The organism is Treponema sp. (assembly GCF_052169735.1).
Classification (GTDB): Bacteria; Spirochaetota; Spirochaetia; order Treponematales; family Treponemataceae; genus Treponema.
Genome location: NZ_JBQNBW010000014.1, coordinates 20,018 through 45,185 on the forward strand (window position 1 = coordinate 20,018; position 25,168 = coordinate 45,185).

Consider the following 25,168-nt stretch of genomic DNA (forward strand, 5'->3'; position numbering starts at 1 on the left):
TCATCCTTAAATAAACGGATTATTATATTGTTCTTGTTTTAGTTTCGGTATTTTCTCTTGTCCGTTAGTTTCCAGTTGTTCAGGCGTATCTGCCGAAGCCATAACCGCACGCGCTTTAGCCCAGTTCCGCATATTTTCAATCACCTCCTGCATTGTTTTTGCAAGCGGAAAGGTCTTAGTAATTGCATCTTTTATATGCTCTGTTGCAAGTTCTTCTCCTGTATCATAGGCTTGAAAAAGCGCTTCTTTGATTGCTTCTTCCAATTCAGCGCCGGAAAATCCTTTGCTCATTTTTGACAATGCTTTTAAATCAAACTCTTGAGGGTTTCTGTTTTTTCGTTTAAGATGAATTGAAATAATCATTTCCCGTTCTTTTGCCGTGGGTAAGTCAACAAAAAAGATTTCATCTACACGCCCTTTTCTTAATAGCTCCGGCGGTAATTGAGAAATATTATTTGCCGTCGCTACAACAAATACCGGTTTTGTTTTCTCCTGCATCCACGTTAAAAAAGTACCTAATACGCGGGCTGTAGTACCGCCGTCGGTATTCCCTGATGATGAAATTCCAGACATTCCTTTTTCAATTTCATCAATCCATAAAATTGAAGGAGCTATTGCTTCTGCAATTCCCAAAGCGGCCCGTATATTCTGTTCACTTTCTCCGACAATACCGCCGAATATTTTACCCATATCCAGACGCAGGAGCGGAAACTGCCATTCGCTTCCGATGGCTTTCGCGGTGAGGCTTTTTCCTGTGCCGGGAATACCAAGCAATAAAATTCCCTTAGGAGTATCTAATCCGAATTCTTTGGCGTATTTATCAAAGCCGCGTTCCCGTTTTTTCAGCCAGTCTTTTAAGCGCTCAAGTCCGCCGATATCCGCTAATGTTTCTGCCGGATGATAATACTCTAAAAAACCGCTTTTTTTAATAATATTTTCTTTTTCTTTGATAATCGCCGGAATTTGCGCTGTAGTTAATTCTTTATCTTGCATATATGCTTTTGCAAATGCCCGTTCCGCCTCCATAGTAGTAAGCCCCATCGCGGCTTCAATCAATTCATCATGCGGCTCTATTTCGGCGATATGGTAGTTTTCGCATACGGCACTGTAAATTGCTTTTATATCTGCAAAAGAAGGATAGGGCAATTCAATTACCTGTACTTCTTTTTCAAGTTCTTTCGGCAGTTGATGATGAGGTTGACTTAAAACCAATGTTTTTTGACCGTTCATATTCAATGCGATATTCCGTAAGGTTCGAATAATTTTCGGTTTATCTTCCGTAAAATCGGGATAAAAATCTTGCAGCAGCAAAAGCGTTTTATCAGAACATTCTTCGATAAAGTAATTGAGAATATCAGCAGGATTTTCATGCCCATCGGGTTCTCCAAAACAACGGCTTTCCTCATCCCATCGGCGAATACCCTCAACGCGATCCCAAATTAATAGTTCATATTCCAACTCTTCAACAGCGTGAATTAACTCCGCTTGTATCCGCAATGTTTCATAGCTGATAATTTGGATAATTCTTACCTCAGCTTTAAGCGATGTAAGCAACTCAGACTGTATATTCATTGTTTATCAACCTCTCAATAGCTAAGAGTATAGCATAAAATGAGGTACGGGGGTAGAGGAATGGATAGGCATAATTACCTCATTATACAATCCGCACCGGTAACAAGACTAATCGAGGTGAGGTTTCTGTTCATTTTCAGTTTTTCTTTAACGTCTTGAATTTTTTGACGGTTCACTTAAAAGTGTTTCTAACATCGGCTCGATGCAAAAACTTTCCTTTATGGTACGGTATTTTTGTAACGCTTCCTGCCGCAGCCGCGCTGCTTGTTCCGTATTCTGCGGCTTTTTTACTGCATGAATGAGTATGTTCTTCGGTGTATGCTCTGTTTCGATAAACTCCATGATGTGTACGGTATACCCGTGTGCTTGTAAGAGCAAGGCACGGATAGTGTCGGTCAGAAGCGAGGCAAAGCGTTCGGTGATAATGCCATGCTCCATGAACGGCAGCAGCAGGTGGCGTTCCTCACGCAATACTTCCTTTTTGTCTTTCAGTTGACCGTACAATTCATGCTGACAGCAGGGCACGGCAAAGATAACCGGTACCTTTTGCCGAACAGCCTGTGCAAGGGCTAAATCCGTTGCTGTATTACAGGCATGAAGACACACCATCATCCCGGTATCGGCAGGCAGCGGATAGTCGGCAATATTACCCTCCGCAAAACTCAAGTCCGCATATCCGCAGCGCGCTGCAAGGGAGGCGCAATGAGTAATAACCTCAGTTTTTAAGTCTAAGCCGCGGACACGTACTGGTAAACCTTGCCGCTCATGCAGATAGTAATACAGTGCAAAACTTAAATACGCCTTACCGCAGCCGAAATCGGTAATAGAAAACGGCATACCGGTTTCGGCAATCCGCTCCCGGATAAAAGGTTCAACCCCGGCAATAAATTCCAGAAATTTATTGATCTGTCTAAATTTATGATATTTTTGCTTTAACACAAAGCCTTCCGCATTCATCACACCCTGCTCGGTTAAAAATGCAAGCGGCTGTCCTTCCGGGATAAGATAATTCTTTACCTTATTATGATTCCGGTCTCTTTCGGCATTTGCTGCTGCCGGTTGAGCAAGCGGTATCCGTTTAGTCAGGGCAATAATACCTTTGTTATTCTGTAAAAAAAAGAGCTTTTCCCTTTCCCCGCGGCACTCCGCCGAACGGAAGCGGCAGAAGCAATCCTTTATCACATTAAAAATATCAGCCGGTGCAATATTTTGCTGAAATGCTTGGTTGTTTTTAAACGTTTCAACTTGATAATAAGCTGCTCCTTTCAACTGAATCGCACGGATTGTAATTTTTTTTTCAATAACTGTCTTACAAGGGCGAAAAAAACGAAGCTCCGCCGTACCGGCATTCACGCATTCCTGTGCCGCTTGTTCAGATGTATAAACGATGCTCATGCTTGTTTGAGGCTTTTCAGTTCGTTTTTGAGCGATGCACTTTCACGCGACTGCCGAACGAGCCGCTCTGCAAGCAAGCGGGATAAAAAGACTCCGTAATGCGGATAGGTTTCAATCAGCTGCATAAACTGCGTTTTCGGCACTTTCACTAAGGTACCTTTACCAATCGAGATAATCGTTGCCGACCGCTTATCATTGGTAAGAAATGCCATTTCTCCGATAAAAATATCAGCCGGTGTCAGAACGGTTAAAAGGGCATTATCAACATAGACGGCATAACGTCCAGAACTGATATAAAAGAGATTGCTTGAGTCATCGTTTTGGCGGCATACCAGCTGAAGGTGCTGAAAATGAAAAGTTTCTTGATCTTTGAGTATTGCCGGCGTAAGATTAGTAACATTTTTTTGATTCGGCACTTCAAAAGAGACTTCATTCCCGGCATCGTTGTAGTAGAGCTGCTGCACAAAAGTTTGACTCATCTTAATGCCCATGCCATGTAAGCCCGGTTCAAAAGGTTTATCTAAGGCGCTGCGCCAGTCAAAGCCTTCTCCATCGTCCTTAATGGTGATTCGTGTACGCTGCGGAGAAATGTCATAGGAAATTAATATCTTCCGATCTCCGATTGCAGGATCCATCCGCTTTATTCTGATAAGCTCAAGCACATCTCTTCCCTGCTGGAGCCATTCGTTTTTTTCTTGATAGCTGATATTGCAGTTTCCGTGTTCGACCGCATTAAGAAGCAGCTCCATCATTGCTCCCTGAAACGCGCTTCGCTCCGCCTCATTTATCCGGTCGGTATTATAAAGATAGGTAGAGATCAAGTTTGCATAAAACATAACCTCAAAGGGATCCGTTTCGCTGGTAAAACTGCCTTGTTCGCAATCATTCGCCGGATGATTCATCCCTCTATTTACCAAAAAATGTTCATGATTATTCAGAATTTTGATGATCTGTTCGATGTATTGCTCAAATTCCTCCCGCGTTAAGACAAAGAGGAAATTAGGCTCCTTCCGCTGCATCAGTGTCGCTTTTTGCTCCTGTGAATTGGTAATGGCAATAACACCGCCGAACAGCAGCCACGGGTCATCTTTTACAACGGTAAGGCATCGCTCGGCGCTGATTGCCGGATCGCCGAAGTCGATAATTTTTATTTCGGGCATTTCGTAGCGGAATGTAGCGAGTACTTCCGTGTAGTTATGTAAATGTTGTGAAATTATAGTGAAATTAGATTGTTTACAGGCTTTCTGAATTGCACTGACAGTACTGGAAATAGTAGTAACGATGGGTATCTTCTTCATAGCATTAGAGTATAGCATAATTTTATTTTTCGTGCTACATTGCATCCCGTTCATGGAAAACTTATCATTTTTACCCGGCTACCCGCTTCCTGCCGGTGCTGCTGTTCATAATGACGGGGTGAATTTTAGTCTTTTTTCCCGTCATGCTTTTTCGGTGGTTTTGAATATTTTTGAGAATGCCGATGATTCGGAACCGGTATGCTCCTATACCTTTGATCCCCGCCTCAATAGAACAGGCGATATCTGGCATGTTTTTGTAAAGGGACTCAAAAAGAACGCCTTGTATCTCTATCGTGTTGACGGGCCTTTTGCCCCGCTGGAAGGTATGCGCTTTAATGCCGGTAATTATCTTTTGGATCCATACGCCCGCGGGCTGACCGGTACGGAATCGCTGGGGGGAATATTTGCGGCACAGACACCGCCCCCGCATATAGACGGTGATCTTGCCTTTTTAACTCGACAGACTGCTGCCCATTTTCCCAAGTGTATTGTGATTGATGATGGCGATTTTGACTGGGAAGGAGATCATCCTTTAAACTACCCGCTGCGGGATTGTATCATCTACGAGGCACATGTCAAGGGGCTTTCCTGTCATCCGAATGCGCCGCAAACGCATAAAGGAACGTATCAAGGGATTATCGAATCGATTCCGTATCTCAAAGCGCTTGGCATTACCAGTATCGAACTCTTACCCATCCACGAATTTAACGAAAATGAACTGACCCGCATTAACCCGCGCACTGGGGCGCAGCTCAAAAATTATTGGGGCTACAGCACTATTGCCTTTTTTGCGCCGAAGGCATCATACGCAGCAGACCGGAACGGAGCAAATCCCGTGTTTGAATTTAAGCGGATGGTGCGGGAACTGCATAAAAACGGGATAGAGGTTATCCTCGACATTGTGTTCAATCATACGGCAGAAGGCAGTGAATTCGGACCGACACTCTCGTTCCGCGGTTTAGATAATGTTATCTATTATATACTTGAGGATAATCCGCGCTATTACCGGAATTATTCAGGCTGCGGGAATACAGTCAACTGCAATCACCCGGTGGTGCAGACATTCATTTTGGACTGCTTGCGGTATTGGGTTATAGAAATGCACGTGGACGGTTTCCGGTTTGACCTCGGCTCTATTTTAGGAAGAGACCAAAAGGGAAAACTGATGGATAATCCGCCGACAATCGAGCATATTGCCGAAGACCCTATCTTACGCAAAACAAAGATTATTGCCGAAGCATGGGATGCCGGCGGAGCGTATCAGGTAGGGAACTTTCACGGCGGCAGGTGGGCTGAATGGAACGACCGCTTCCGCGATGATGTCAGGCTATTTTGGCGCGGAGATTTCCCTTATGCACGGGAGCTTGCTACCCGTGTAACCGGTTCTGCGGATTTGTATCTCCGCAATGGCCGAAAACCCTTTCATTCCATCAATTTTGTTACCAGTCATGATGGATTTACTCTCTATGATTTATTGAGCTATAATAGAAAACATAACGATGAAAACGGCGAAGAGAACCGGGACGGCACCGATACAAACTGCAGCTACAACAACGGTTTTGAAGGTAAAACTGAAAATGTGCATATTGAACGGCTGAGGAAACAAAAAGCAAAGAACATATTGCTTACCCTCTTGCTTTCGTTGGGAACCCCGATGCTGACAGCCGGAGATGAAGTACTGCGTACTCAGAAGGGTAATAACAACCCCTACTGTCAAGATAATGAGATTAGCTGGTTTGACTGGTCGCTAGCGGAAACCAATGCCGATATGCTGCACTTTGTACAAAAACTGATCCGCTTGCGCAAGCAGCACCCGGTCTTTTTGCGTTCAGAGTTTTTAACGGGCTATCTGTCGGGAGACCGCCGCAAACCGGATATTTGCTGGTATAATGCCCAAGGGGAAAGTCCCGATTGGAATCAGCCGTCTTCGTTCTTAGCATATTTTTTGGACGGCTCAACCGCAGAAACGCGGGCAGAGCGGGATGATAACAGCTTTTATATCATATTGAATAGCGGCGGGCTTGACGTAACAGCCGTACTGTGTCCACCTCCTGAAGGGAAACACTGGCACCGACTGATCGACACGTCTTATCCTGCCGGGGAAGATTTTACGGAGCCCGAGTGTGCGCCGTTGCTGGAAAACCAGCAGAAATATGTTGCATTAGCGGCAAGCGCCGTGGTGCTTATTCTAAAATAAGCAGTTTTTTCCGGTTTACGGGTCGTCCGTCAAACTGAAAAACTGCTCTATATGAGGTGATTATGTCTTCGGTAAAGGAAACGTTACGGGCAAGTATTTTAGGCAAGCTGAAACGTAATTTCAGCAAAGAACTGCATGAGGCAACAAAACGGGAACTCTACGATGCCGCTGCCAGCAGTGTTATGGATATGATTCAGAGCAATATCGCCGCAACGCGGGAAGTGCAGGATAAACCCGGCATCCGGCAGATGTATTATTTTTCTGCCGAGTTTTTGATGGGGCGTGCGCTTTCCAATAACTTGAACAATACCGGTATGCGTGAAGTAATGGAGGAGCTGCTTGCGGAACTGTCCGTTCAGTATCAGGATGTTGAGGATGAAGAGCCGGATGCCGGACTTGGTAACGGCGGTCTTGGGCGGCTTGCTGCGTGCTTCTTGGATTCGCTTGCAACACTGGACTATCCCGGACATGGGTACGGGATTCGGTATCAGTACGGTATGTTTGAGCAGCGGATAGAAAACGGGTATCAAGTTGAATATCCCGACAACTGGCGGCGCTACCGTGATCCGTGGGAAATCCGCCATGATGATTTAGCAGTTACCGTACGCTTTGGCGGAACCCCGATTTGCACCCAGCAGCCGGACGGAACGCTTTTGTACCGGCTTGAGAATGCAGAAGAGGTTATTGCAACCCCTTATGATATGGCGATTATCGGGTACGGCACCAAAACGGTAAACAGACTGCGGCTCTGGGAAGCCTCATCAGCAGACGGCTTTGATTTACAGCTTTTTAATAATATGGAATATACCGCAGCAGTTGCACGGCAAAATTCCGCTGAGAATATCTCCCGTGTATTGTATCCCAATGATACAGGTCCCTCAGGGAAGGCATTGCGCCTCAAGCAGCAGTACTTTTTTACATCGGCGAGTCTTCAAGATTTAGTACGCTCGTTTATCCGTAAACACGGTACAAATTTTGCCGACTTCCCCCGTTATAATGTCATTCAGCTGAACGATACACACCCTGTTGTCGCAATCCCAGAGCTGATGCGGCTTTTAATGGATGAACATCACCTCGGTTGGGAGGCTGCATGGAAGATTGTAACAGAGACCTTTGCCTATACCAATCACACGATTCTTGCTGAAGCGCTGGAAAAATGGCCGATTGATATATTCCAGGGCTTATTACCGCGCGTATATCAGATTGTGGAAGAAATAAACCGCCGCTTCTTAGGAGAACTGCGCGAAAAATACCCGAACGACTGGAAAAAGCACAATAAAATGTCGATTATCGGAGATGGAAAAATCCGTATGGCATGGCTTGCCATTGCCGGTTCGTTCTCGGTAAACGGTGTTGCGGCGCTGCATACGGAAATCCTTAAAACAAAGGAGCTGGCAGACTGGTATACGCTCTATCCGCAGAAATTTAACAATAAGACAAACGGAGTAACCCAGCGCCGCTGGCTTTTAACGGCAAACCCCTTGCTTTCAGCCTTTATCAGTAAGCATATTGGTACCGGCTGGATTACAGACCTTACAGAACTGAAGCAGCTGGAAAAACTCATTGATAATACGGAAGCGCTGCAGGAGCTGATGGCGATAAAACGGCAGAACAAAGAACGGCTTGCCGCCTTCCTCAAGCGTACTCAGGATGTTACTATTGATCCTGCCTCCATTTTTGACGTACAGATTAAGCGGCTCCACGAATACAAGCGGCAGCTGTTGAATATTTTGCATGTTATGACCCTTTACAACCGGATTATCGAAGACCCGTCGTACAATCTCGTACCGCATACCTTTATCTTCGGGGCAAAGGCTGCATCAGGCTACCGCCGGGCAAAGCTCATCATCAAACTGATCAACACCGTTGCTGATCGGATCAACAACGACCACCGGGTAAACGGTAAGCTCAAAGTGGTATTTGCCGAAAACTATTGCGTTTCAACTGCGGAAAAAATCTTCCCAGCATCGGATATTTCCGAACAGATTTCTACGGCAGGCAAAGAAGCCTCCGGTACCGGCAACATGAAGTTTATGATTAACGGCGCTGTAACGCTGGGTACCTTAGACGGAGCCAATATCGAAATTGTGGAAGAAGTTGGGGAAGATAATGCCTTTATCTTCGGTATTACCGCCGATGAAATACAGAAAATCGAGCAAGAGCATAGTTATAATCCGCAGGAATACCTCAACCGGAATCCGGCATTGGCACGGGCGCTGACACAGCTGATTGACGGTACCTATACACCGCCTTTTGATAACAGCTTTAGAGAACTCTATGATTCGCTGGTATACGGTGTAGAAGGGCAGCGTCCTGATGTCTATTATGTCCTTGCCGACTTTGACGCATACACAGCAGCACAGGAGCGGATTGTCGAATGCTACCGTGATCCCATACGCTGGGCAAAAATGTGCTTGCTGAATATTGCCCGCTCTGGTAAGTTCAGTTCTGACCGCACTATCGAAGATTATGTGCGGGATATTTGGAAGTTGGAAAAGGTTGCCGTTAAGTAAAGTGCTGCTGATTTAATCTCATCCGAGCACCTGTGCAGTTGATTCGTGCGGAGTATTCAACACGGGGCTGTCCAAAAAGTAACCAATTTTTGAGACATCCCCTGTTGATTCGTGCGAAAGATTTAATACACCGACGCTTGCGTCGGGGTTGTTGATTTTTAACTTGACGGCAAGGAGGCGCACCGTTTGAGTATCCGCCCCTATTCTATTACGGTATTAAATAAAATTGAGCACTGTTTTCAGGATTGAATGACGTGCTCCCCCCATTTTGGAGCCAGAAGTCTGCGATATGTGTGGGATCTCCGCTGGCAGGCTCTGTTCCCGTATCCAAATCAAACATATAGGTTCCATTAACCCTTCTATCGCTTTCTTCTTTTATAACGCGATTATCATTATCACGTGTTTTGTAATTAAACTTAATAAATCCGGATTCGGATCCGGATATAGTGTTGTCTACTTGCGTAATGTACATAATGCCGTAATTATTGGAACTCGTCTTATAGACCAATATTTTATTCAATAATTGAGCACGGTTACTAATTACATCAGGCTTCATAAGAGGCTCGTATGCTTTTATTACAGGGGTAGATAGATATTCAAAAATCTTATCGGGGGTACTGTTCAGTTTACCGGCATTATCCACTACCCAATAGGTATGATTATGGGGCTTTACCATAACTCTTAGGTAGTTTTCCGGAGCGCTGCTTATAATATCTCCTGTAAGTACCTGACGCGCAGTGTAGGATTGCGGTATAATGCGGGCGGCCATTTTATTGTCACCTACGTGACCTGTAAGCTTAATTTTTGCATTATTTTCAAGATACACGGCGTTTTTATCTCCGGTTGCTTCATCCTTGGCATCAACCTCGATTACACTGCTGCCCTTCATTTCAAATGAGCTGCCGTTCTCTACATATACTCCGCCACCCTGTCCCGCAGTGCACTGCTTAACAGTAGAATTCTCTAATACTACTGTACTGGTAGTACCTATATAGATACCTCCGCCCTGCGGTGTGGGCGTTGTCCCTTGCGCCTGATTATGAGAAATAGTACTATTGCGCGTTTCGCATCTTGCACGGTTTCCGGTAAGGTAGATACCTCCGCCTTTTTTGGACGCTTTGTTTGCCTTCCCCGAGCTGCCGCCGATAGTTACATTGTCGAGTGTTACCTTGCCGTTGCTTCTGATAGCACCGCCTTGTTCTGCCGTGCAGTTTTCGATATTCGTATTTTTGAGATTCAGAGTACCTCCATCTGAATAAATACCGCCGCCGGAGCCTCCCAGTATTTTGCCGTTTTTTAAGGTAAGGTGTTCAAGCGTAAGCTCGCAGCCACTTTCCACGTCGAATATGCGGTTCTTTGTGTCAGCATTAAGGATATCTGAAGCGCTGTTTGTTCCTTTGATCGTGAGGTTCTTGGTTATCTTGAGGTCTCCCTTGTTTGCCGTTTCTCCTGAACCGTTCCCCGATGCTTTGATTTCACCGCTGATTGTCAGCGTTGCTCCTGCAGGTGCCGCTTTTATAGCACGCCGAAGATCACGCCATGCATATGCTCCATTGCTTATTGTGGACTTGTAAAACTTGACCGTAACGGTTGTATTTGAGGTTATATTGGAAAGCGTTCTTGATCCGCCGGTCGCACTGCCGGACAAACTCCCGGAAGAACATGTCCATTCTGCAACCTGCCAGTTCGTGTTAGTAGGCGATGCGGTGAATGTTATGTTACTATTATATCGAATCCTAACCGTCTGACCCGTGCTGTCATTAGCTGTGCGGTTCTGAGAAGTCCCGTTGCCGTCAGTGTAGCTGCATTCAAGAGATCCTCCTGTGCCGTCTTCTACCTTGAACGTAATCTGAGGGTTTTCATTCCACTGTGCCGTATATGTTACATCATTTTTCGGGAATGTTGTTGTTATTGTTGGGTTCCATGAATCAAAGGTATAGTCGTCCCTGATGGGGATGACCGGACTGAATCCCGTACCGAATCTGCCGCTGCGTGTTGCATTCGCTATAGCGCCGTTTATGGTTCCGCCGTTCGGATTGAACGTCAGGGTAACGGTCTTGCGCTTGTAGTACACCTTTACCACCGTATTACCTTCACCGGTGATTACCGGTGAAACGGGGTCTAGGTGATCAAATTCAAACCCATCGCTCTCATTCCATTTCCGGCTAATGCCGTTGCCTATGCTTAATACCGTTCCCGTTGTACCGCTGGGTGTTTCGATTGTTGTTGGCGTTGAAAGATATTGCCCTGCAGGATTGATAGGCCGCTCTTGATAATGCTCAACCCTGTATCCCGTACCGGTTCCGGCATCCCATTTTGCATACAGCGTGATATTGCTTGTTACCATGTCCGTTGTAAAGTTCCATTCCTGCCCGCTGGAACAAGCAGCGTCTTTATACCACTCACCGAAGGTATAGCCTGTTCTGGCCGGCGAAGCCGGTTTTGACACCTTGTCTCCGTGCAATACAAATTGCTGCGGCGGAACAGGTGTTCCCTCTTTTGTGTCAAAGGTTACCGTGTACTTCTGCAAAACCTTATAATACACCGTTTTTACGGGTGTTGCAGTAAAGCCTTCACCGTCCGTATAATAGTCGAGCTTATATGTTTTTGTGCCTTCACCGTTCAAAGCAAGCGGCACGGTAGCGGGATTGCCGGTATATTCGGCAGCAGCGCCGCTTCCCATATCGGTCAGGGTACAGTGCACTAATGTATTTCCCGTTGCAGACGAGACTCTAAGTTCAGCACCCGTACCGTCCGCACCGATAATCTTCGGATCGGATATACTGCCGCTTGCGGAACCGGACTCGGTTCCTTTCGTTATAGTCAGTGTTTCACTTTCCGGACGGTTCGGCTTTGTACTTGCATTCAAGGCTTCGGAAACCAAGCCCTTTGCATCCGCAAGGCGGATTGTATAATCTTTTTTTGCAGTGCCCTCTTTTACTTCTACATCGGTTTTGTAGTACAGTACCCATCCGCCGGAGAGAATATCATCAGCATTGGGATCGCTCAACTTTTCAACTTCGGAATGCGCAATAAAGACACCGGATTCCGGCTTGATAAATGCGGTTTGCCCTTCATTTATGGAAAGCCCATAGGGTGTGCCGTTTATTTCAATACGTGTAAGGTCTTTATGCACAAGTCCGCCCGGCACCTTCTGATCCATATCCCGTGCAGCTATGCACAACACATAATATGCAGGTGAACCTTTTGTCTTTGCAACCGTAAAATTGGGCTTTTGAGGTGAGGTATTTGCTCTTATCTTAAAACTATATTTTTGCTTAAACGGTCTGCCGTCTTGAGCTTTCAGGATAATTTCCGGTCCGATGTCTCCGTTCCCCCACTCATGAGTTTGTAAAAAGGCGCTTTTGTACACCAACTGCAGCGTCTCAGGTGCCGTTTGCTGTAAGGTATAATCCGTACCGCACTGAGGCTGCTTGTCAAGACCAGGAAAGTGAATAATATTTTTGTTATTTTCCGTGTTGTCCGCATCTTTAGGAGTGGGCATCACGAAGGGGAAATGTTTAGGATTATACAATGTGAGCGTAACCGTTATGTTGCTAGCCGAGGGTACACAGAGAATACTTTCTCCATCATTATGATGAACGGTCTTAACCGTATGATCTTTAACGTATGGCTCACTCGCCCAGTAACTTAAATACTCCTCAATATCAACAGTGTACTGTCTACAGGCTGTGAACAAAAAAGTAACAAAAAGACCTATTGCAATAGGATAATGTTTACGCATACACTCCTCTATGGTCAACCGGAAATAAACAACCCCGGCGCAGAACGTCGGGGTATAGTACTCAATATATCATATTTATGTTCAGGGTATCTTCTAAGAACTTGAGTATAGTTTTTAGAAGATGTTTTTTTGATAAAAGGCGGCTGCACCAGACTGCAAGCTAAAATACAAATTGCACACCGGCTTTTATACTAAATGAATTGGAAACCGGACCGATACCGTCATACCGTACATCCTGACCTCTACGAGTTTTTGATTCTGTTGCACCTTCAAGTTTTGTAGACACAGCCACCGGTGCATAAATAGTATCGGCAATACCGCCGTAGATACCGACTAATTTATTGAACATATAAGAAACATCTGCATTCAGTCCAAACCCTATGTTCGTACAATTCACGTTCTGCTTTGTATTCCGTATTTTACGGGTAAAACCGTTTCCGCCGATACCTAAGCCTGCGCCAAGTGCAATCTCAAGCTTAGGACGCGGCTTAAACGCATAGAAAAAGCCGAATTGACTGTCAATCGCATAGACTAATCCGTGTTTATAGCGATTTCCGCCATAACTATCCGGAGAAGACCAATGCTCCCAATACGCATTACCGAATGCAAAATTTGTCATAGCATAAACACCGAAGTTTTTTACAAACTCTGCACGCAGCGCAAGATTCACGCCAAAAAGATTTTCCTCGTGAATACTCCTTTCGGAGTTCTTGTTAAAATGATTAGTGAAATTGGTATAGATAGGACCAACATCCAAAACAAGACGTACCGAAGCAGAAAGAACTCCGGCACACAATAACAAAAGTGTTAAAAAAACGCAAGCTTTTTTCATCGGTAATAAAACCTCCTCATAGGCACCGTTAGGCATCTCTAAAAATCCGACTGAGTTTTTGGAGATACCTTAATGATGCTATAAAGTATTCCATTTTTTAGCATTTCAGTCAAGAAACAACGGCTCAGCGCTTCTTGTCTAAGCGCATCAGGATTGATATACTGCCGTATGAATACAGAAAAAATCATTATCCTTGATTTCGGCGGTCAGTACAGTCAGCTCATTGCCCGCCGCATCCGCGAATGCGGGGTTTATTGTGAAGTGCTTCCCTTCGATGCCGAACTCAGCCGTATACAAAGTCCTTCGTTAAAAGGCATTATCCTCAGCGGAGCGCCCGATTCGGTTTATGCTGATGATGCCGCAAAGTGCGATCCGGGCATTTTTCAGGTAGCGGTACCGGTGCTCGGTATCTGCTACGGAATGCAGCTCATGGCGCATACCCTCGGAGGAAGGGTTGAACCTGCCCCAAAGAGCGAGTTCGGCAAAACCGAACTGCATACCGATGGAACAGCAGCGCTGTGGAAGGAGTGTCCAGCCGATTCTATTGTATGGATGAGCCACAACGACAGCGTATCTCACACACCGGCAGGCTTTACCGTCATTGCTCATACCGATAGCTGCCCTATTGCCGCAATGGCATGTACCGAACGCCAGCTGTACGGCGTACAATTCCATCCGGAAGTTCTGCATTCCGTATACGGTACCCAAATACTCAAAAATTTTATACGCGGAATATGCGGATGTTCGGAAATGTGGAGTGCCGCTGCTGCTGCCGATACGGTCATTCAAGAAATCAAACAGAAAGTAGGCAATAAAAAAGTTATTTCAGCCCTCTCAGGAGGGGTGGATTCCTCTGTTTCCTCGGTACTGGTACACAAGGCTGTCGGCGATCAGCTCACCTGTATTTTTGTTGATCACGGGCTATTGCGCAAAGATGAAGCGGCTCAGGTGCTGAAAACATACCGTGAAACGCTTGGACTGAACATTATTCACATTGATGCTTCGGAACGCTTCCTCAAAAAACTGGAAGGAGTAACCGATCCTGAACGCAAACGGAAAATCATCGGCGAAGAATTTATCCGGGTTTTTGAAGAAGAAGCAAAAAAAATCGGTACGGTAGAGTTTTTAGTACAGGGAACAATCTATCCTGATGTCATTGAATCAGGCGGTAGTAAAAAAGCAGCGGTTATTAAATCGCACCATAATGTGGGCGGACTGCCGGAGCATATTGATTTTAAAGAGCTGATTGAACCGCTGCGGATGCTGTTTAAAGATGAGGTACGTGCACTCGGAAAAGCGCTCGGTATTCCAGCTGAACTGGTGAACCGGCAGCCCTTCCCCGGTCCGGGACTCGCTGTGCGGGTGTTGGGGGAAATTACCCCTGAACGGCTCAGGCTGGTACGCGAAAGTGATGCTATTTTGCGCGACGAGATTGCAGCGGCAGGTTTGTCGAATTCTATTTGGCAATACTTTACCGTATTCCCCAATGTCCGCACCGTTGGAGCAATGGGGGACGGCAGAACGTATGACAACTTGATTGCAATCCGTGCGGTAACCTCTGTTGATGCAATGACCGTTGAAGTTGCAGAAATTCCGTATACGCTGCTCCAAAAAATAGCCTTCCGTATCGTCGCTGAGGTAAAAGGCATCAACCGCGTTGTCTATGACATAACACCGAAACCGCCTGCTACGATTGAGTGGGAATAACACAGCTTCCAACTGTTAGCGGCTTTGTGAGCAGCTATCGCGAATCGCTTCCCTAAAACATTCACTATGGAGACCTGTTGAGCAGGATTCTTCCGTGTACCCGGCTTCCGGCATACTTCCGTATATGCCGGAAAAAGCAAATTTTGTACATTAAACCTGTTCGGAAACTTCCGTTTCTGAACAGGTTACCTTGAAATGCGATGTTCTAAATCGTGCTATTTGCGCGATTTAGAACTCGTCGACCTATTCGAAAACGCAGTTATCGAATAGGTCTATTGAGCCTATCGTCACTCCCCCTATTGGGTATGCCGATTTATGTGGTGGGGTAATGCTCACAAGCTGCGCCGGGCTTGTTGATTTTCCGTATATCATTGACTCCGAAAATTGACATTTCATGCGAATCACTGTACATTGATACAATGATTACAGATAAAATAATTAAAGCCGTTTTCGGTTCACAGCATGAACGGGACATTAAAGCACTCCTTCCCGTTCTTCATCAAATAAATGAAAAAGAAGCATGGGTGCTGGCTCTTGCTCCCGAAGATTTTAAGCAAAAGACCGCTGAGTTTAAGGAGCGGTTTGCAAAAGGCGAATCGCTCGATGCCTTTATCCCCGAAGCCTTTGCACTTGCACGGGAGGCGGCTCGGCGCATTTTGCACGAGCGTATGTACGATGTACAGCTCTTAGGTTCGCTGGTTCTCCATTCGGGACGTATCGTCGAAATGAAGACCGGTGAAGGTAAAACCTTGATGAGTATTGCCGCTTCATACCTCAACAGCCTTTCCGGGAAGGGTGTACACATTGTAACCGTCAACGACTACCTTGCAGAACGCGACGCCGATTGGATGCGCCCCGTCTACGCATACCTCGGAGTTAGTGTCGGCGCAATCCTTTCCAACATGGATAACGCCGCACGGAAAGCTGCCTACAATGCGGACATTACCTACGGCACCAATAACGAATTCGGTTTTGACTATCTGCGCGACAATATGCAGCTTACAATAGAAGAAAAAGTGCAGCGCGGCTTTTCTTTCGCTGTTGTGGACGAAATAGACTCCATCCTTATCGACGAGGCGCGTACCCCGCTCATCATCTCCGGCGCTGCCGAAGACGACACCAAGCGGTATTTTGATGTCGATAAGTTCGTCGATCAGCTTGAAGAGGTCAAAAAAAATCCCGAAACCGGTGAATACCCCAACGAGCTGGAAGGGGAAGAGATTGTCGGCGACTATACCCTCGACGAAAAGAGCCGCCGTGTGTCCTTTACCGACTCCGGTATGCTGCACATTCAGGATATTCTGCAAAAACAGGGGCTGATTAACGGCAGCCTCTTTGAAGAAGAAAACTTTGAATATATCCACTACTTTACGCAGGCAGTGCGCGCCCACATCCTCTATCACATTGATGTCGATTATGTTGTAAAAGAAGGACAGGTGCAGATTGTTGATGAGTTCACCGGGCGTATTCTTGAAGGGCGCCGCTATTCGGACGGCTTGCATCAGGCTATCGAAGCGAAAGAACATATCCGTATTGCTCAGCGCAACCGCACGATGGCAACCATCACCTTTCAGAACTTCTTCCGTATGTACGACAAGCTGTCCGGTATGACCGGTACGGCGGACACCGAAGCGGTTGAATTCAACAAGATTTACTCGCTCGATGTTGTGGTTATCCCAACCAACTTGCCGGTTATCCGCAAGGACGAACACGATGTGGTCTACCTAAACGAAGCAGAAAAATGGGAAGCGCTCTGTAACGAAATTGCCGAAGCGCATAAACGCGGACAGCCGGTACTGGTCGGTACGGTGTCTATCGAAAAATCGGAAAAGCTTTCGGCGCTGCTCACCCGGAAAGGGGTTCGGCACGAGGTATTGAACGCCAAAAACCACGCACGGGAAGCTCTCATCATCGCGGAAGCCGGCGCAAAAGGTTCGGTTACGATTGCAACCAACATGGCAGGACGCGGTACCGACATTAAGCTCGGCGGCAGCCCCGAATTTAGGGCGCGCAGACGGGCAGGAACCGAAGCCGAGCCGGAAGTGTATCAAAAAATATACGAAGAAGAATACAAGAAGTGGCAGGAAGACTACAAGGAAGTCAAATCGCTCGGAGGTTTGTATGTTATCGGTACCGAACGGCATGAAAGCCGCCGTATCGACAATCAGCTGCGCGGACGTTCGGGACGGCAGGGCGATCCGGGGCGTTCAAAATTCTTCCTTTCCCTCGATGATGATTTGATGCGTCTGTTCGGCGGCGAAAACCTCAAGCGGGTGATGACAAAGGTCGGTATGGAACCCGGCGAGCCGATCGAACATCCGTGGCTCAACAAGAGTATCGAAAAGGCGCAAACCAAGGTTGAAGAGCGCAACTTCGATATCCGCAAGCACCTCCTTGAATACGACGACGTGCTGAACGAACAGCGCGGCTTTATCTATGAACAGCGCGATAAGATTTTGCAGGATGAACACCTTGTTGAGCGCATTTATACCACGGTAGAAGAATACCTTGATGATGCATTCGAGCAGTTCAAGCACGGCTCCCGCAAGGAAAAACCGGAAGAGCTCAAGGAGCTGCAAGCAAATCTCAAAGCAAAATTCGGCTACATTTTCAGCGATGAGGACACAAAGCTGGCTCATGCTGCCGACACCAGTGCATTGCAGCAGAAAATCTACGCCGCGCTCAAAGCAAATATCGAAGAAAAGATTGCGCTCGCCGGTAACGAAAACCTTAATATGTTTATCCGCTATCAGTATTTACAGGCGATAGACCGTAAATGGCTCGATCACTTGGAAAATCTGGAAGCCCTGCGCGAAGCTGTCTACCTCCGCTCTTACGGTCAGAAAAATCCGCTCACGGAATACAAGCTTGAAGGTTTCGACATCTTCTACGCGATGCTCGATGAAATCCGCTTCTCCATTGCCTCCTTACTGGTATTGGTACGAATAAGCGCCGACGAACCCACTTCGCGTACCCAAGGCCGCCGCATCCCGCAAGGCTCCGCGCACCACAGCTCCATTGGCTCCTTTCATCAGAGCAGCTCTCCGATGGGTTCCAGCAGCAAGCCGGAAAATGCCCAAGTAGTACGCACTGCGCCTAAAGTCGGCAGAAACGATCCCTGCCCCTGCGGCTCCGGCAAAAAATACAAGCACTGCTGCGGGAGGTAAATGATGATTTATGATTATTCAGTGCAGGATGCACAAGGGAACAGCATTCCGCTTAGCCGATACAAAGGCAAAGTATTGTTGATTGTAAATACGGCAACAGCCTGCGGTTTTACACCGCAGTATAAAGAACTGGAAGAATTATACGAACGTTTATTTTCAGCCGCTAAAATATCGCGGCTGAAAAACACTGCGAGTTTGCTCACCCGCAAACTCGACGATTGACGTATGCGCGTTCCGCGCATCAATGCAACAGTCTTCGAGAATTGATATTCTCTCAACTGTTGCATTTATAGGAACAATACCACGACAAGGGGTTTGAGATAATCGATGTGCCGTGCAATCAATTCGGCGAACAGGCTCCCGGTACGGATGCGGAAATTCACGCGTTCTGTACGCTTCGGTACAATACAAAATTCCCTCAAATGAAGAAGTCGGATGTAAACGGTGAGCATGCATTGCCGCTTTTTAGCTATCTAAAATCACAGAAAAGTTTTGAGGGGTTCGGCAAAGGAAAGATGGCAGAAATGATGGACGGCTTTATTCAAAAAATCGACAGCGATTATAAAAATAATCCTGAAATCAAATGGAATTTTACCAAATTTCTTGTTGATCGGGGAGGAGCTGTCGTTGCCCGCTTTGAACCGACCGCCCCTATGTCTGATGTTGCAGCACGTGTTGCAAGCTGTATGGCGGGGTAAATCAACATACCCTGATGATCTGCGTCAGGGGAATTGCTTTATCCGATACTGCAATCTATAAATACCGAGCGCTGGTTGGTTTATTTGTCTGATTCGTTTATCCTTCCTGAAAATTCAGCGGCGGAAGTTATACCTTGATATAAGTATAACAGTCCTTCAAGCGTTAAATACGGATCACAGACACATTTCAGTGTCATGTGCTTTTTTACAATATGTGACAAACCACCGGTTAGCGTAACATGCAAAGGCTTGGTAAATTGTTTTTGAATTTCACGTGCAAAGCCTTCCAGCATCAGAGCATGGCCGAACAGCATACCGATCCGCATTGCATCTTGCGTATTCTTGCCGATGTATTCTTTAATAGGAATGGAATAATCAATCATCGGGAGTTGTGAAGCGGATACTGCTAAGGCTGCTAAAGAAATTTTTAAGCCTGGCATAATTGCTCCGCCGATATAATGCCCTTGTTCGTTCAAGACAGAACATGTTGTAGCCGTTCCCAAATCGAATATCAGTTGAGGGCAAGGATATTTTTTTAATGCAGCAGCAGCATCAGCTTTTAGATCCATCCCCAATTTATCAGGCGAATCGATATCAATGACAAGTTCCTGCCGGGCTGCAGTATCTGCCGAAACGGGATGTATGCCGTAGATAGTACAAACGGCTTTTTCCAGTTTTCCGGTAACTTCCGGCACTACGGAAGACAACATTACGCCATCGGCTGTTCCGATTTTTTCTTTCCGGCATAGTAAATCCTGCAATACCGGCACATAATCAAAATCCGTTTCTTTGACTGTTTCTGTCCGCAGTGTATTTATGATCTTTTCTCCGTCAGAAATACCGAATACAATATTCGTATTTCCTACATCAATTAATAGAACCATAGTATTCCTCCTTTATACATTCAGCATTTCATACTAATACAAAACATGCTGTCCGTAAATATGTAGGGTACATATAAAAGCCCCTAAAAACTGCAAGCTTATCGGCTTAGTCTGTGAGGAAATGTATTAAGGGGGCTGTCTAAAAACTTCACTTTTTAAAGATGTCTATATACCATTACTTTCATTTGAAAATGAGGTAAAAAGAAATGATTTCGTTAAGAAATATTTGGTATAAGACGGAACCCGGCAACATTGTACACCTGTCAGCTGCTGCAACCTGCTTGCGTAAAACTGAAGAATGTGCTATAGTATTCACCGTTGTTGAAGCGGACGATTAACTCAGTGGTAGAGTGCTACCTTCACACGGTAGAAGTCACTGGTTCAAACCCAGTATCGTCCATCTCTTTTGTTTTATTCCATCCGGTCTTGGAGGTTCTACAGGAGTGCAGAACCTCATCAGATATGAGCCTCAGCCCTTTCTTGTGAATCCTCCAGCTGCTTTAAAATTGTTTGGTCAAGTTTAATCAAAAGGTTTTTTTCATTTGAAGGCAGGACAGTGCCTTTTGGGGCATTCTTTGCCCGCCGGAGGTTTTTTACCGCGGTATAATAGAGGTCAGCCTGTCCGTTTCTGCGGGCTTTTGAATAAAATACTGCAAGATTTCCCGCAGCGATTAAGACAGGAAGCGGTACCGTCTTTCCGTTTTTATTTTTGATAAAGACATAGCCTCCTGCATAGTCCCGCGTATGGAGCCACATATCTTTTCCGCGTACATGGTGCCGCAACAGTTCATCGTTTTCGGCTGCGGTTCTGCCGACATAGAGAATCCAGTCCTGATAATAAAAGGTGAGTCCCGGGCGTTCTTTTTCTTGCGCTGCGTGTTTTTGCTGTGCAGGGATTTTCTTTTTACGAAGGATTTTATCTATGATATGCGGATTTTCTTCATGCCGCAGCTGTTCGCGTTCAGCAATGAGTGATTCTATTGCCCGTTTAGAGGCTTCAATATCATCGGTAAGCGCTTCCAGCCCTGATACCGCTTTTTTATACCGCTCGTAGTACACGGCAGCATTTTCCTGTGCGGTTTTTCGGGGATCAAGGTTGATGTGGATAATGCGGTTATCCTCTGCATAGTCTTCAAGTTCGATAACTGAAGCTCCCGGTGGTATACGGTAGAGGTTTGCCAGCAGTATGTCCCCTTGGTGTTTGAGCGTACCGGATTCTAAGAACGACTGCTTTTTTGCAGTGAGTTTTTCCAGTGCGCGGGTGAGTTTTTCGATTTTAAGCCCATAGAATTGCTCAGCTTCCGCACGGAGGGCTTCCAGCGAAAGGACGGGGGCTTTTTGTGCATACCATTGGTCAATAGCCTCGTTAAAGCTGAGCGCCGGGTCATAGCTGCGGATGGTATACACCTTTGCCGGTTGTGCTGCCGTGTCAGGCTGCGCGGCTTCAGGCTCCCGCCATGACTCACCGCTTATTTCATGGCGGGAAGGGCGGCGGTAGAAGGCATCCACGATAACTCCGTTATCGGTGAGAATCATGTTTGCCGCCCCGCTCCATAACCGAATGTAAAGATGGAGCGAGCCTGAAGCCGCTTCGAGTGAAAGCTTAACAATGCGGTCATGGTTGAGCTGTTCAGCTTTTGTGATTTTTGCTCCGCGGAGCCGGGATCTCAGCAGTTCCATAAACCGGAGCGGCTTATCGAATTTTGGGATTTTCTGCCGTGTTTCGTGGAGACGGCACGCCCCCGGTTCCAAACAGATGAGCAAGTTTACCGGGCGGTTTTTATAGAGATGCAGTACCATCACTGAATACGAAGACTGCACAATTTTCTGGATATATGAGCCTTCAAGGTCAAGTTCTTCCAGAATTTTATCAATTTCAGTACAGTTTAAAGACATAGTGTATCTCCATAAGAAAACCGCCGGGCTGTAGCGATCGCAGTTTGCTTTTTGACGGCAGCTATCGGCTATTCGTGCTAAATGTTAATGCTTACACACCGTATCGGTGTATGGTGACCGTATAGCAGCTATTTATCGAGATTATACAGCCCGCCGTACTCTGTGTTTTGCGAGCTCTTACCGGATAGAAGCGAGCGCTTCTTTGAGCCGCTGTGCGCTTGATTCCAGCGCAGCCTGTTCGTCTGCCGGTAACTCCCCTTCGATAATCTGCTCTACACCGCTTCTGCCGACAATGCACGGCACGCTTAAACAAACGTCCTTTAGTCCAAACTCTCCATTAAGCGTCATCGACACGGAAAGAATACTGCGTTCATTCCGGAGAATAGCGCCGGCAATCCGGGTAAGCGCCAAGCCGACTGCAAAGTAGGTAGAACCTTTATAGTCAATGATGTGATATGCTGAATGGCGCACATCGTCGATGATCTTTTCTTTATCAAAATGAATACCTGATTTATGGCTTCCGCTTTGGCAGTATTCATCAACACGCCGGCCGGCAATACTTGTCATCGACCATGCAGCAAATTCGCTATCGCCGTGTTCTCCTAAGATATAACCGTGTATATTACGGGCATCGACATCGCATTCTTTGCTCAGTACGTAGCGGAATCGGGCTGTATCCAGAACGGTTCCGGAACCAATAACCCTGCCGCAGTCCCAGCCGCTTGCTTCTTGTGCAACCTTGGTGAGTATGTCAACAGGATTACTGACAAGGAGCATCACCCCTTTACAGCCGCTTGCTGCAATATCTTTTGCAATGGTTTCAATAATTGCTGCGTTTCGTTTGAGAAGGTCTATACGGGTTTCTCCCGGCTGCTGCTTTGCTCCGGCTGTAATTACGATAATATCGCTGTCATGATAGTCCTCTTGACCGCCTGCATGGATGTCAACTTGCGGTAAAAAGGGAAGACCGTGTACTAAGTCCATTGCTTGTCCTTCCGCAAAGTTTTTATTCATATCGGTTATGGCAATTTCATCCGCAAAACCGCTCTGAGCTAGGGCATAGGCAAAGGTTGAGCCAACTGCTCCTGCACCGACAATGGTTACCTTCCGTTTCTTTTGATCCATAATTTCCTCCATAGATGGGATGTACGATAACACCGGAGTTCTTTACAAAAAACCGGCGTTGTCTGAATAGAATAAACCGATTCGGAAACTTCCGTTTCAGAACCGGGTACCTTGAAATGCGATGTTCTAAATCGCATTATTTGTGCGATTTAGAACTTATCGACCTGTTCGGCAACTCAGTTATCGAACAGGTCTAATAGCTCCAAGGATGCTGACCGTTAGAGGTTTTCCGCGGTATCTTCTCACTACTATACACCTTTTACGCTATAAGTTATACCCTCCCGTTTTAAAATTCGTGCGGTGGGGTAATGCTTACAAGTCGCATTAGGGTTGTTGATTTATAGAGGTTCCTCATAGCCGGCAATAGTTCCGGGTAGAGGCATAGATGCGATGCGCTTATTACCGAGCTAATGCGGCTGCAATACGGGATGCAAGCCGTGCATTGTTGAGTACAAGCTGGATATTTGCATCGAGGCTTTTGCCGCCGGTAATTTCTTTTATCTCATTTAAAAGATACGGGGTTGTGTCTTTTCCTTTAATACCGAGTTTTGCAGCCCGTGCAATGGCTTCATTAATTGCCGTATTGATAACATCATAATCCATTGCATATTCTTGCGGAATGGGGTTGGTGACTAACATTCCCGACCGATAGCCGAGTTGCTGCTGTACGGCAAAAGCATCGGCAATAGCCTTTGGTTCATCCATGCGGTAATTTACTTGGAAACCGCTTTTGCGGGTATAAAATGCGGGTAATTCTTCCGTTCCAAAGCCGATAACAGGGACTCCTTTTGTTTCTAAATACTCAAGGGTCAAACCTAAATCGAGAATCGATTTTGCACCTGCACAGACAACCATTACCGGTGTACGGGCAAGTTCGTCAAGGTCTGCAGAAATATCCATGGTAACTTCAGCCCCGCGGTGTACCCCGCCGATGCCGCCTGTCGCAAATACTTGAATGCCGGCAAGATGGGCTATAATCATCGTAGCAGCAACAGTTGCAGCGCCGTCTTCTCCTTTTGCAGTAAGGATGGGAATATCCCTCCTGCTTGCCTTGGTAATTGCTACGCCTTTTTTACCGAAATAATCAATTTCTTCGGCACTGATACCTGCCTTTAAACGTCCTCCGATAATTGCGATTGTCGCAGGTATCGCCCCGCTTTCCCTTACGGTTTGTTCAACCTTCAGAGCTGTTTCTACATTCTGCGGATAGGGCATTCCGTGTGAAATAATCGTTGATTCTAATGCTACAACCGGGCGATGCTCATTCAGAGCCTGCTGTACCTCCGGTGCAATGTCCAAATACTGACAAAACGGTTCCATACTGTATTCCTCTTTATCTTTCATGAATATGCAAGAAGTATACGGGTGTCCTCTCGATAGAGTCAAGGGCATCTGCGATAAATCAACATCCCCCGGCGCAAGTGTCGAGGTATTAAAGCCTCCGCACGAATCAAAGCATATTTCAACTCTGCTGATAGGCGGGAACTCCGTCGATGTATACATACACGGTATCAATATCTTTGCAATTTACGGTGATAGCTTTTTGCAGCAATGTGTAAAAGGTATGAAAATCTGGGGTATGTACTTTCGGGGTTAACACCTGCCGCGGTAGATCAAGATAGAGGACTCGGTTGCGGACAAAACAGCTGCGCGGGCGTATTTCAGGGTCGGTAAAGCGTTCAGCGGTATGGTGAACGGATCCAAGCAGTAATTCTGTTACAAGTGAGGCGGCAAAATCAGATTCCGTACTTGGCGGTATATATCGTTCTTCGGCTCTTACGCTGTCGCTGCTGTGCGGAAAATATAATATAACGCGCTTATAGTGAGGCTTTATCATATATGAGATGAATAAGGCAGCGGCAATTCCGGTGAGCAGCAGCCAACATATCAGTCTCGGTTTTGTAAAAAAATGCATATTTGCTCCAGTTATTTGTGCGGGGGTAATACTCACAAGCCGCATCAGGGTTGTTGATTAAAAATCGGCAGTCTTTAAAAATCAGGCTTTGTATATGCCCTCTCATTATTCACAAGGGATAATTTTACGGTAAATAGCAGGTTTTAACAATAGGGAACCGCTGAAAATCCAGGGATTCCGCATTATAACGACTGCAATACTCTATTGAGGCAATCTTCGCGTTT

The 25,168-nt window shown here is 46.2% G+C and carries 15 protein-coding genes, 1 tRNA gene and 1 pseudogene; 7 read left to right on the plus strand and 10 right to left on the minus strand.

The annotated features are described in order from the left end of the window. Positions 1–6: 6 nt before the first annotated feature. From ACTTJ8_RS03780 to ACTTJ8_RS03790, 3 genes are all read right to left on the minus strand, one after another. Positions 7–1,572, minus strand: coding sequence for an AAA family ATPase (locus ACTTJ8_RS03780; protein WP_442720356.1), 1,566 nt, complete (start codon positions 1,570–1,572; stop codon positions 7–9). A 147-nt stretch (positions 1,573–1,719) separates the two neighbouring features. Then, positions 1,720–2,967: a class I SAM-dependent methyltransferase gene (locus ACTTJ8_RS03785; RefSeq protein ID WP_442720357.1), complete on the minus strand. Its 1,248-nt coding sequence runs from the start codon at positions 2,965–2,967 to the stop codon at positions 1,720–1,722. Beyond that, the gene (locus ACTTJ8_RS03790) at positions 2,964–4,265 is read right to left on the minus strand and encodes a cyclic nucleotide-binding domain-containing protein (protein WP_442715155.1); all 1,302 of its coding nucleotides are present in this window, start codon (positions 4,263–4,265) and stop codon (positions 2,964–2,966) included. Before ACTTJ8_RS03790 ends, ACTTJ8_RS03785 begins: the two co-directional genes overlap by 4 nt. A 52-nt stretch (positions 4,266–4,317) precedes the next feature. Here ACTTJ8_RS03790 and glgX point away from each other — a divergent pair, with 52 nt between their 5' ends. Then, entirely contained in the window at positions 4,318–6,462 is a 2,145-nt protein-coding gene (gene glgX, locus ACTTJ8_RS03795; protein ID WP_442720358.1) for a glycogen debranching protein GlgX, read from the plus strand. 62 nt (positions 6,463–6,524) lie between these two features. Next, positions 6,525–8,975, plus strand: coding sequence for a glycogen/starch/alpha-glucan phosphorylase (locus ACTTJ8_RS03800; RefSeq protein WP_442720359.1), 2,451 nt, complete (start codon positions 6,525–6,527; stop codon positions 8,973–8,975). A gap of 208 nt (positions 8,976–9,183) precedes the next feature. Here ACTTJ8_RS03800 and ACTTJ8_RS03805 read toward each other — a convergent pair whose 3' ends face one another. Then, positions 9,184–12,720, minus strand: coding sequence for an InlB B-repeat-containing protein (locus tag ACTTJ8_RS03805; protein WP_442720360.1), 3,537 nt, complete (start codon positions 12,718–12,720; stop codon positions 9,184–9,186). 160 nt (positions 12,721–12,880) lie between these two features. Beyond that, positions 12,881–13,552 (minus strand): DUF2715 domain-containing protein, encoded by a 672-nt coding sequence (locus ACTTJ8_RS03810; RefSeq protein WP_442720361.1) that lies wholly within the window; start codon positions 13,550–13,552, stop codon positions 12,881–12,883. Between the two features lie 168 nt (positions 13,553–13,720). On the opposite strand from ACTTJ8_RS03810, the gene guaA reads away from it, so the two are divergent. The 3 genes and pseudogenes from guaA (at position 13,721) to ACTTJ8_RS03825 (ending at position 19,124) form a co-directional block, all read left to right on the plus strand. After that, entirely contained in the window at positions 13,721–15,259 is a 1,539-nt protein-coding gene (gene guaA, locus ACTTJ8_RS03815) for a glutamine-hydrolyzing GMP synthase (RefSeq protein ID WP_442720362.1), read from the plus strand. Between the two features lie 422 nt (positions 15,260–15,681). Beyond that, positions 15,682–18,426: a preprotein translocase subunit SecA gene (secA, locus tag ACTTJ8_RS03820; protein ID WP_442720365.1), complete on the plus strand. Its 2,745-nt coding sequence runs from the start codon at positions 15,682–15,684 to the stop codon at positions 18,424–18,426. After that, positions 18,427–19,124 (plus strand): annotated as a pseudogene (locus ACTTJ8_RS03825) (glutathione peroxidase). Positions 19,125–19,204: 80 nt separating this feature from the next. Here the strand turns inward: ACTTJ8_RS03825 and ACTTJ8_RS03830 are convergent. Further along, entirely contained in the window at positions 19,205–20,008 is an 804-nt protein-coding gene (locus ACTTJ8_RS03830) for a type III pantothenate kinase (RefSeq protein WP_442720363.1), read from the minus strand. 206 nt (positions 20,009–20,214) lie between these two features. On the opposite strand from ACTTJ8_RS03830, the gene ACTTJ8_RS03835 reads away from it, so the two are divergent. Beyond that, positions 20,215–20,346: a hypothetical protein gene (locus ACTTJ8_RS03835; RefSeq protein ID WP_442718752.1), complete on the plus strand. Its 132-nt coding sequence runs from the start codon at positions 20,215–20,217 to the stop codon at positions 20,344–20,346. After that, positions 20,337–20,408: transfer RNA gene (locus tag ACTTJ8_RS03840), tRNA-Val, on the plus strand. Before ACTTJ8_RS03835 ends, ACTTJ8_RS03840 begins: the two co-directional genes overlap by 10 nt. A gap of 56 nt (positions 20,409–20,464) precedes the next feature. Here the strand turns inward: ACTTJ8_RS03840 and ACTTJ8_RS03845 are convergent. From ACTTJ8_RS03845 to ACTTJ8_RS03860, 4 genes are all read right to left on the minus strand, one after another. Continuing rightward, positions 20,465–21,904, minus strand: a complete 1,440-nt coding sequence (locus ACTTJ8_RS03845; protein ID WP_442719786.1) for an NFACT RNA binding domain-containing protein — start codon at positions 21,902–21,904, stop codon at positions 20,465–20,467. 177 nt (positions 21,905–22,081) lie between these two features. Beyond that, positions 22,082–23,029, minus strand: coding sequence for an L-lactate dehydrogenase (locus tag ACTTJ8_RS03850; RefSeq protein WP_442716838.1), 948 nt, complete (start codon positions 23,027–23,029; stop codon positions 22,082–22,084). Positions 23,030–23,428: 399 nt separating this feature from the next. Continuing rightward, positions 23,429–24,349 (minus strand): pseudouridine-5'-phosphate glycosidase, encoded by a 921-nt coding sequence (locus ACTTJ8_RS03855; RefSeq protein WP_442716839.1) that lies wholly within the window; start codon positions 24,347–24,349, stop codon positions 23,429–23,431. 142 nt (positions 24,350–24,491) lie between these two features. Further along, positions 24,492–24,944: a GerMN domain-containing protein gene (locus ACTTJ8_RS03860; RefSeq protein ID WP_442720364.1), complete on the minus strand. Its 453-nt coding sequence runs from the start codon at positions 24,942–24,944 to the stop codon at positions 24,492–24,494. Between the last annotated feature and the right edge of the window lie 224 nt (positions 24,945–25,168).

Excerpts from the sequence above, each read along its gene's own strand:
- ACTTJ8_RS03800 (WP_442720359.1), top strand. The coding sequence starts at position 6,525 with ATGTCTTCGGTAAAGGAAACGTTACGGGCAAGTATTTTAGGCAAGCTG.
- ACTTJ8_RS03855 (WP_442716839.1), bottom strand. The coding sequence starts at position 24,349 with ATGGAACCGTTTTGTCAGTATTTGGACATTGCACCGGAGGTACAGCAG.
- ACTTJ8_RS03830 (WP_442720363.1), bottom strand. The coding sequence starts at position 20,008 with ATGGTTCTATTAATTGATGTAGGAAATACGAATATTGTATTCGGTATT.
- ACTTJ8_RS03780 (WP_442720356.1), bottom strand. The coding sequence starts at position 1,572 with ATGAATATACAGTCTGAGTTGCTTACATCGCTTAAAGCTGAGGTAAGA.
- ACTTJ8_RS03805 (WP_442720360.1), bottom strand. The coding sequence starts at position 12,720 with ATGCGTAAACATTATCCTATTGCAATAGGTCTTTTTGTTACTTTTTTG.
- ACTTJ8_RS03790 (WP_442715155.1), bottom strand. The coding sequence starts at position 4,265 with ATGAAGAAGATACCCATCGTTACTACTATTTCCAGTACTGTCAGTGCA.
- ACTTJ8_RS03860 (WP_442720364.1), bottom strand. The coding sequence starts at position 24,944 with ATGCATTTTTTTACAAAACCGAGACTGATATGTTGGCTGCTGCTCACC.
- ACTTJ8_RS03835 (WP_442718752.1), top strand. The coding sequence starts at position 20,215 with ATGATTTCGTTAAGAAATATTTGGTATAAGACGGAACCCGGCAACATT.
- ACTTJ8_RS03845 (WP_442719786.1), bottom strand. The coding sequence starts at position 21,904 with ATGTCTTTAAACTGTACTGAAATTGATAAAATTCTGGAAGAACTTGAC.
- guaA (WP_442720362.1), top strand. The coding sequence starts at position 13,721 with ATGAATACAGAAAAAATCATTATCCTTGATTTCGGCGGTCAGTACAGT.
- ACTTJ8_RS03785 (WP_442720357.1), bottom strand. The coding sequence starts at position 2,967 with ATGAGCATCGTTTATACATCTGAACAAGCGGCACAGGAATGCGTGAAT.
- glgX (WP_442720358.1), top strand. The coding sequence starts at position 4,318 with ATGGAAAACTTATCATTTTTACCCGGCTACCCGCTTCCTGCCGGTGCT.
- ACTTJ8_RS03810 (WP_442720361.1), bottom strand. The coding sequence starts at position 13,552 with ATGAAAAAAGCTTGCGTTTTTTTAACACTTTTGTTATTGTGTGCCGGA.
- ACTTJ8_RS03850 (WP_442716838.1), bottom strand. The coding sequence starts at position 23,029 with ATGGATCAAAAGAAACGGAAGGTAACCATTGTCGGTGCAGGAGCAGTT.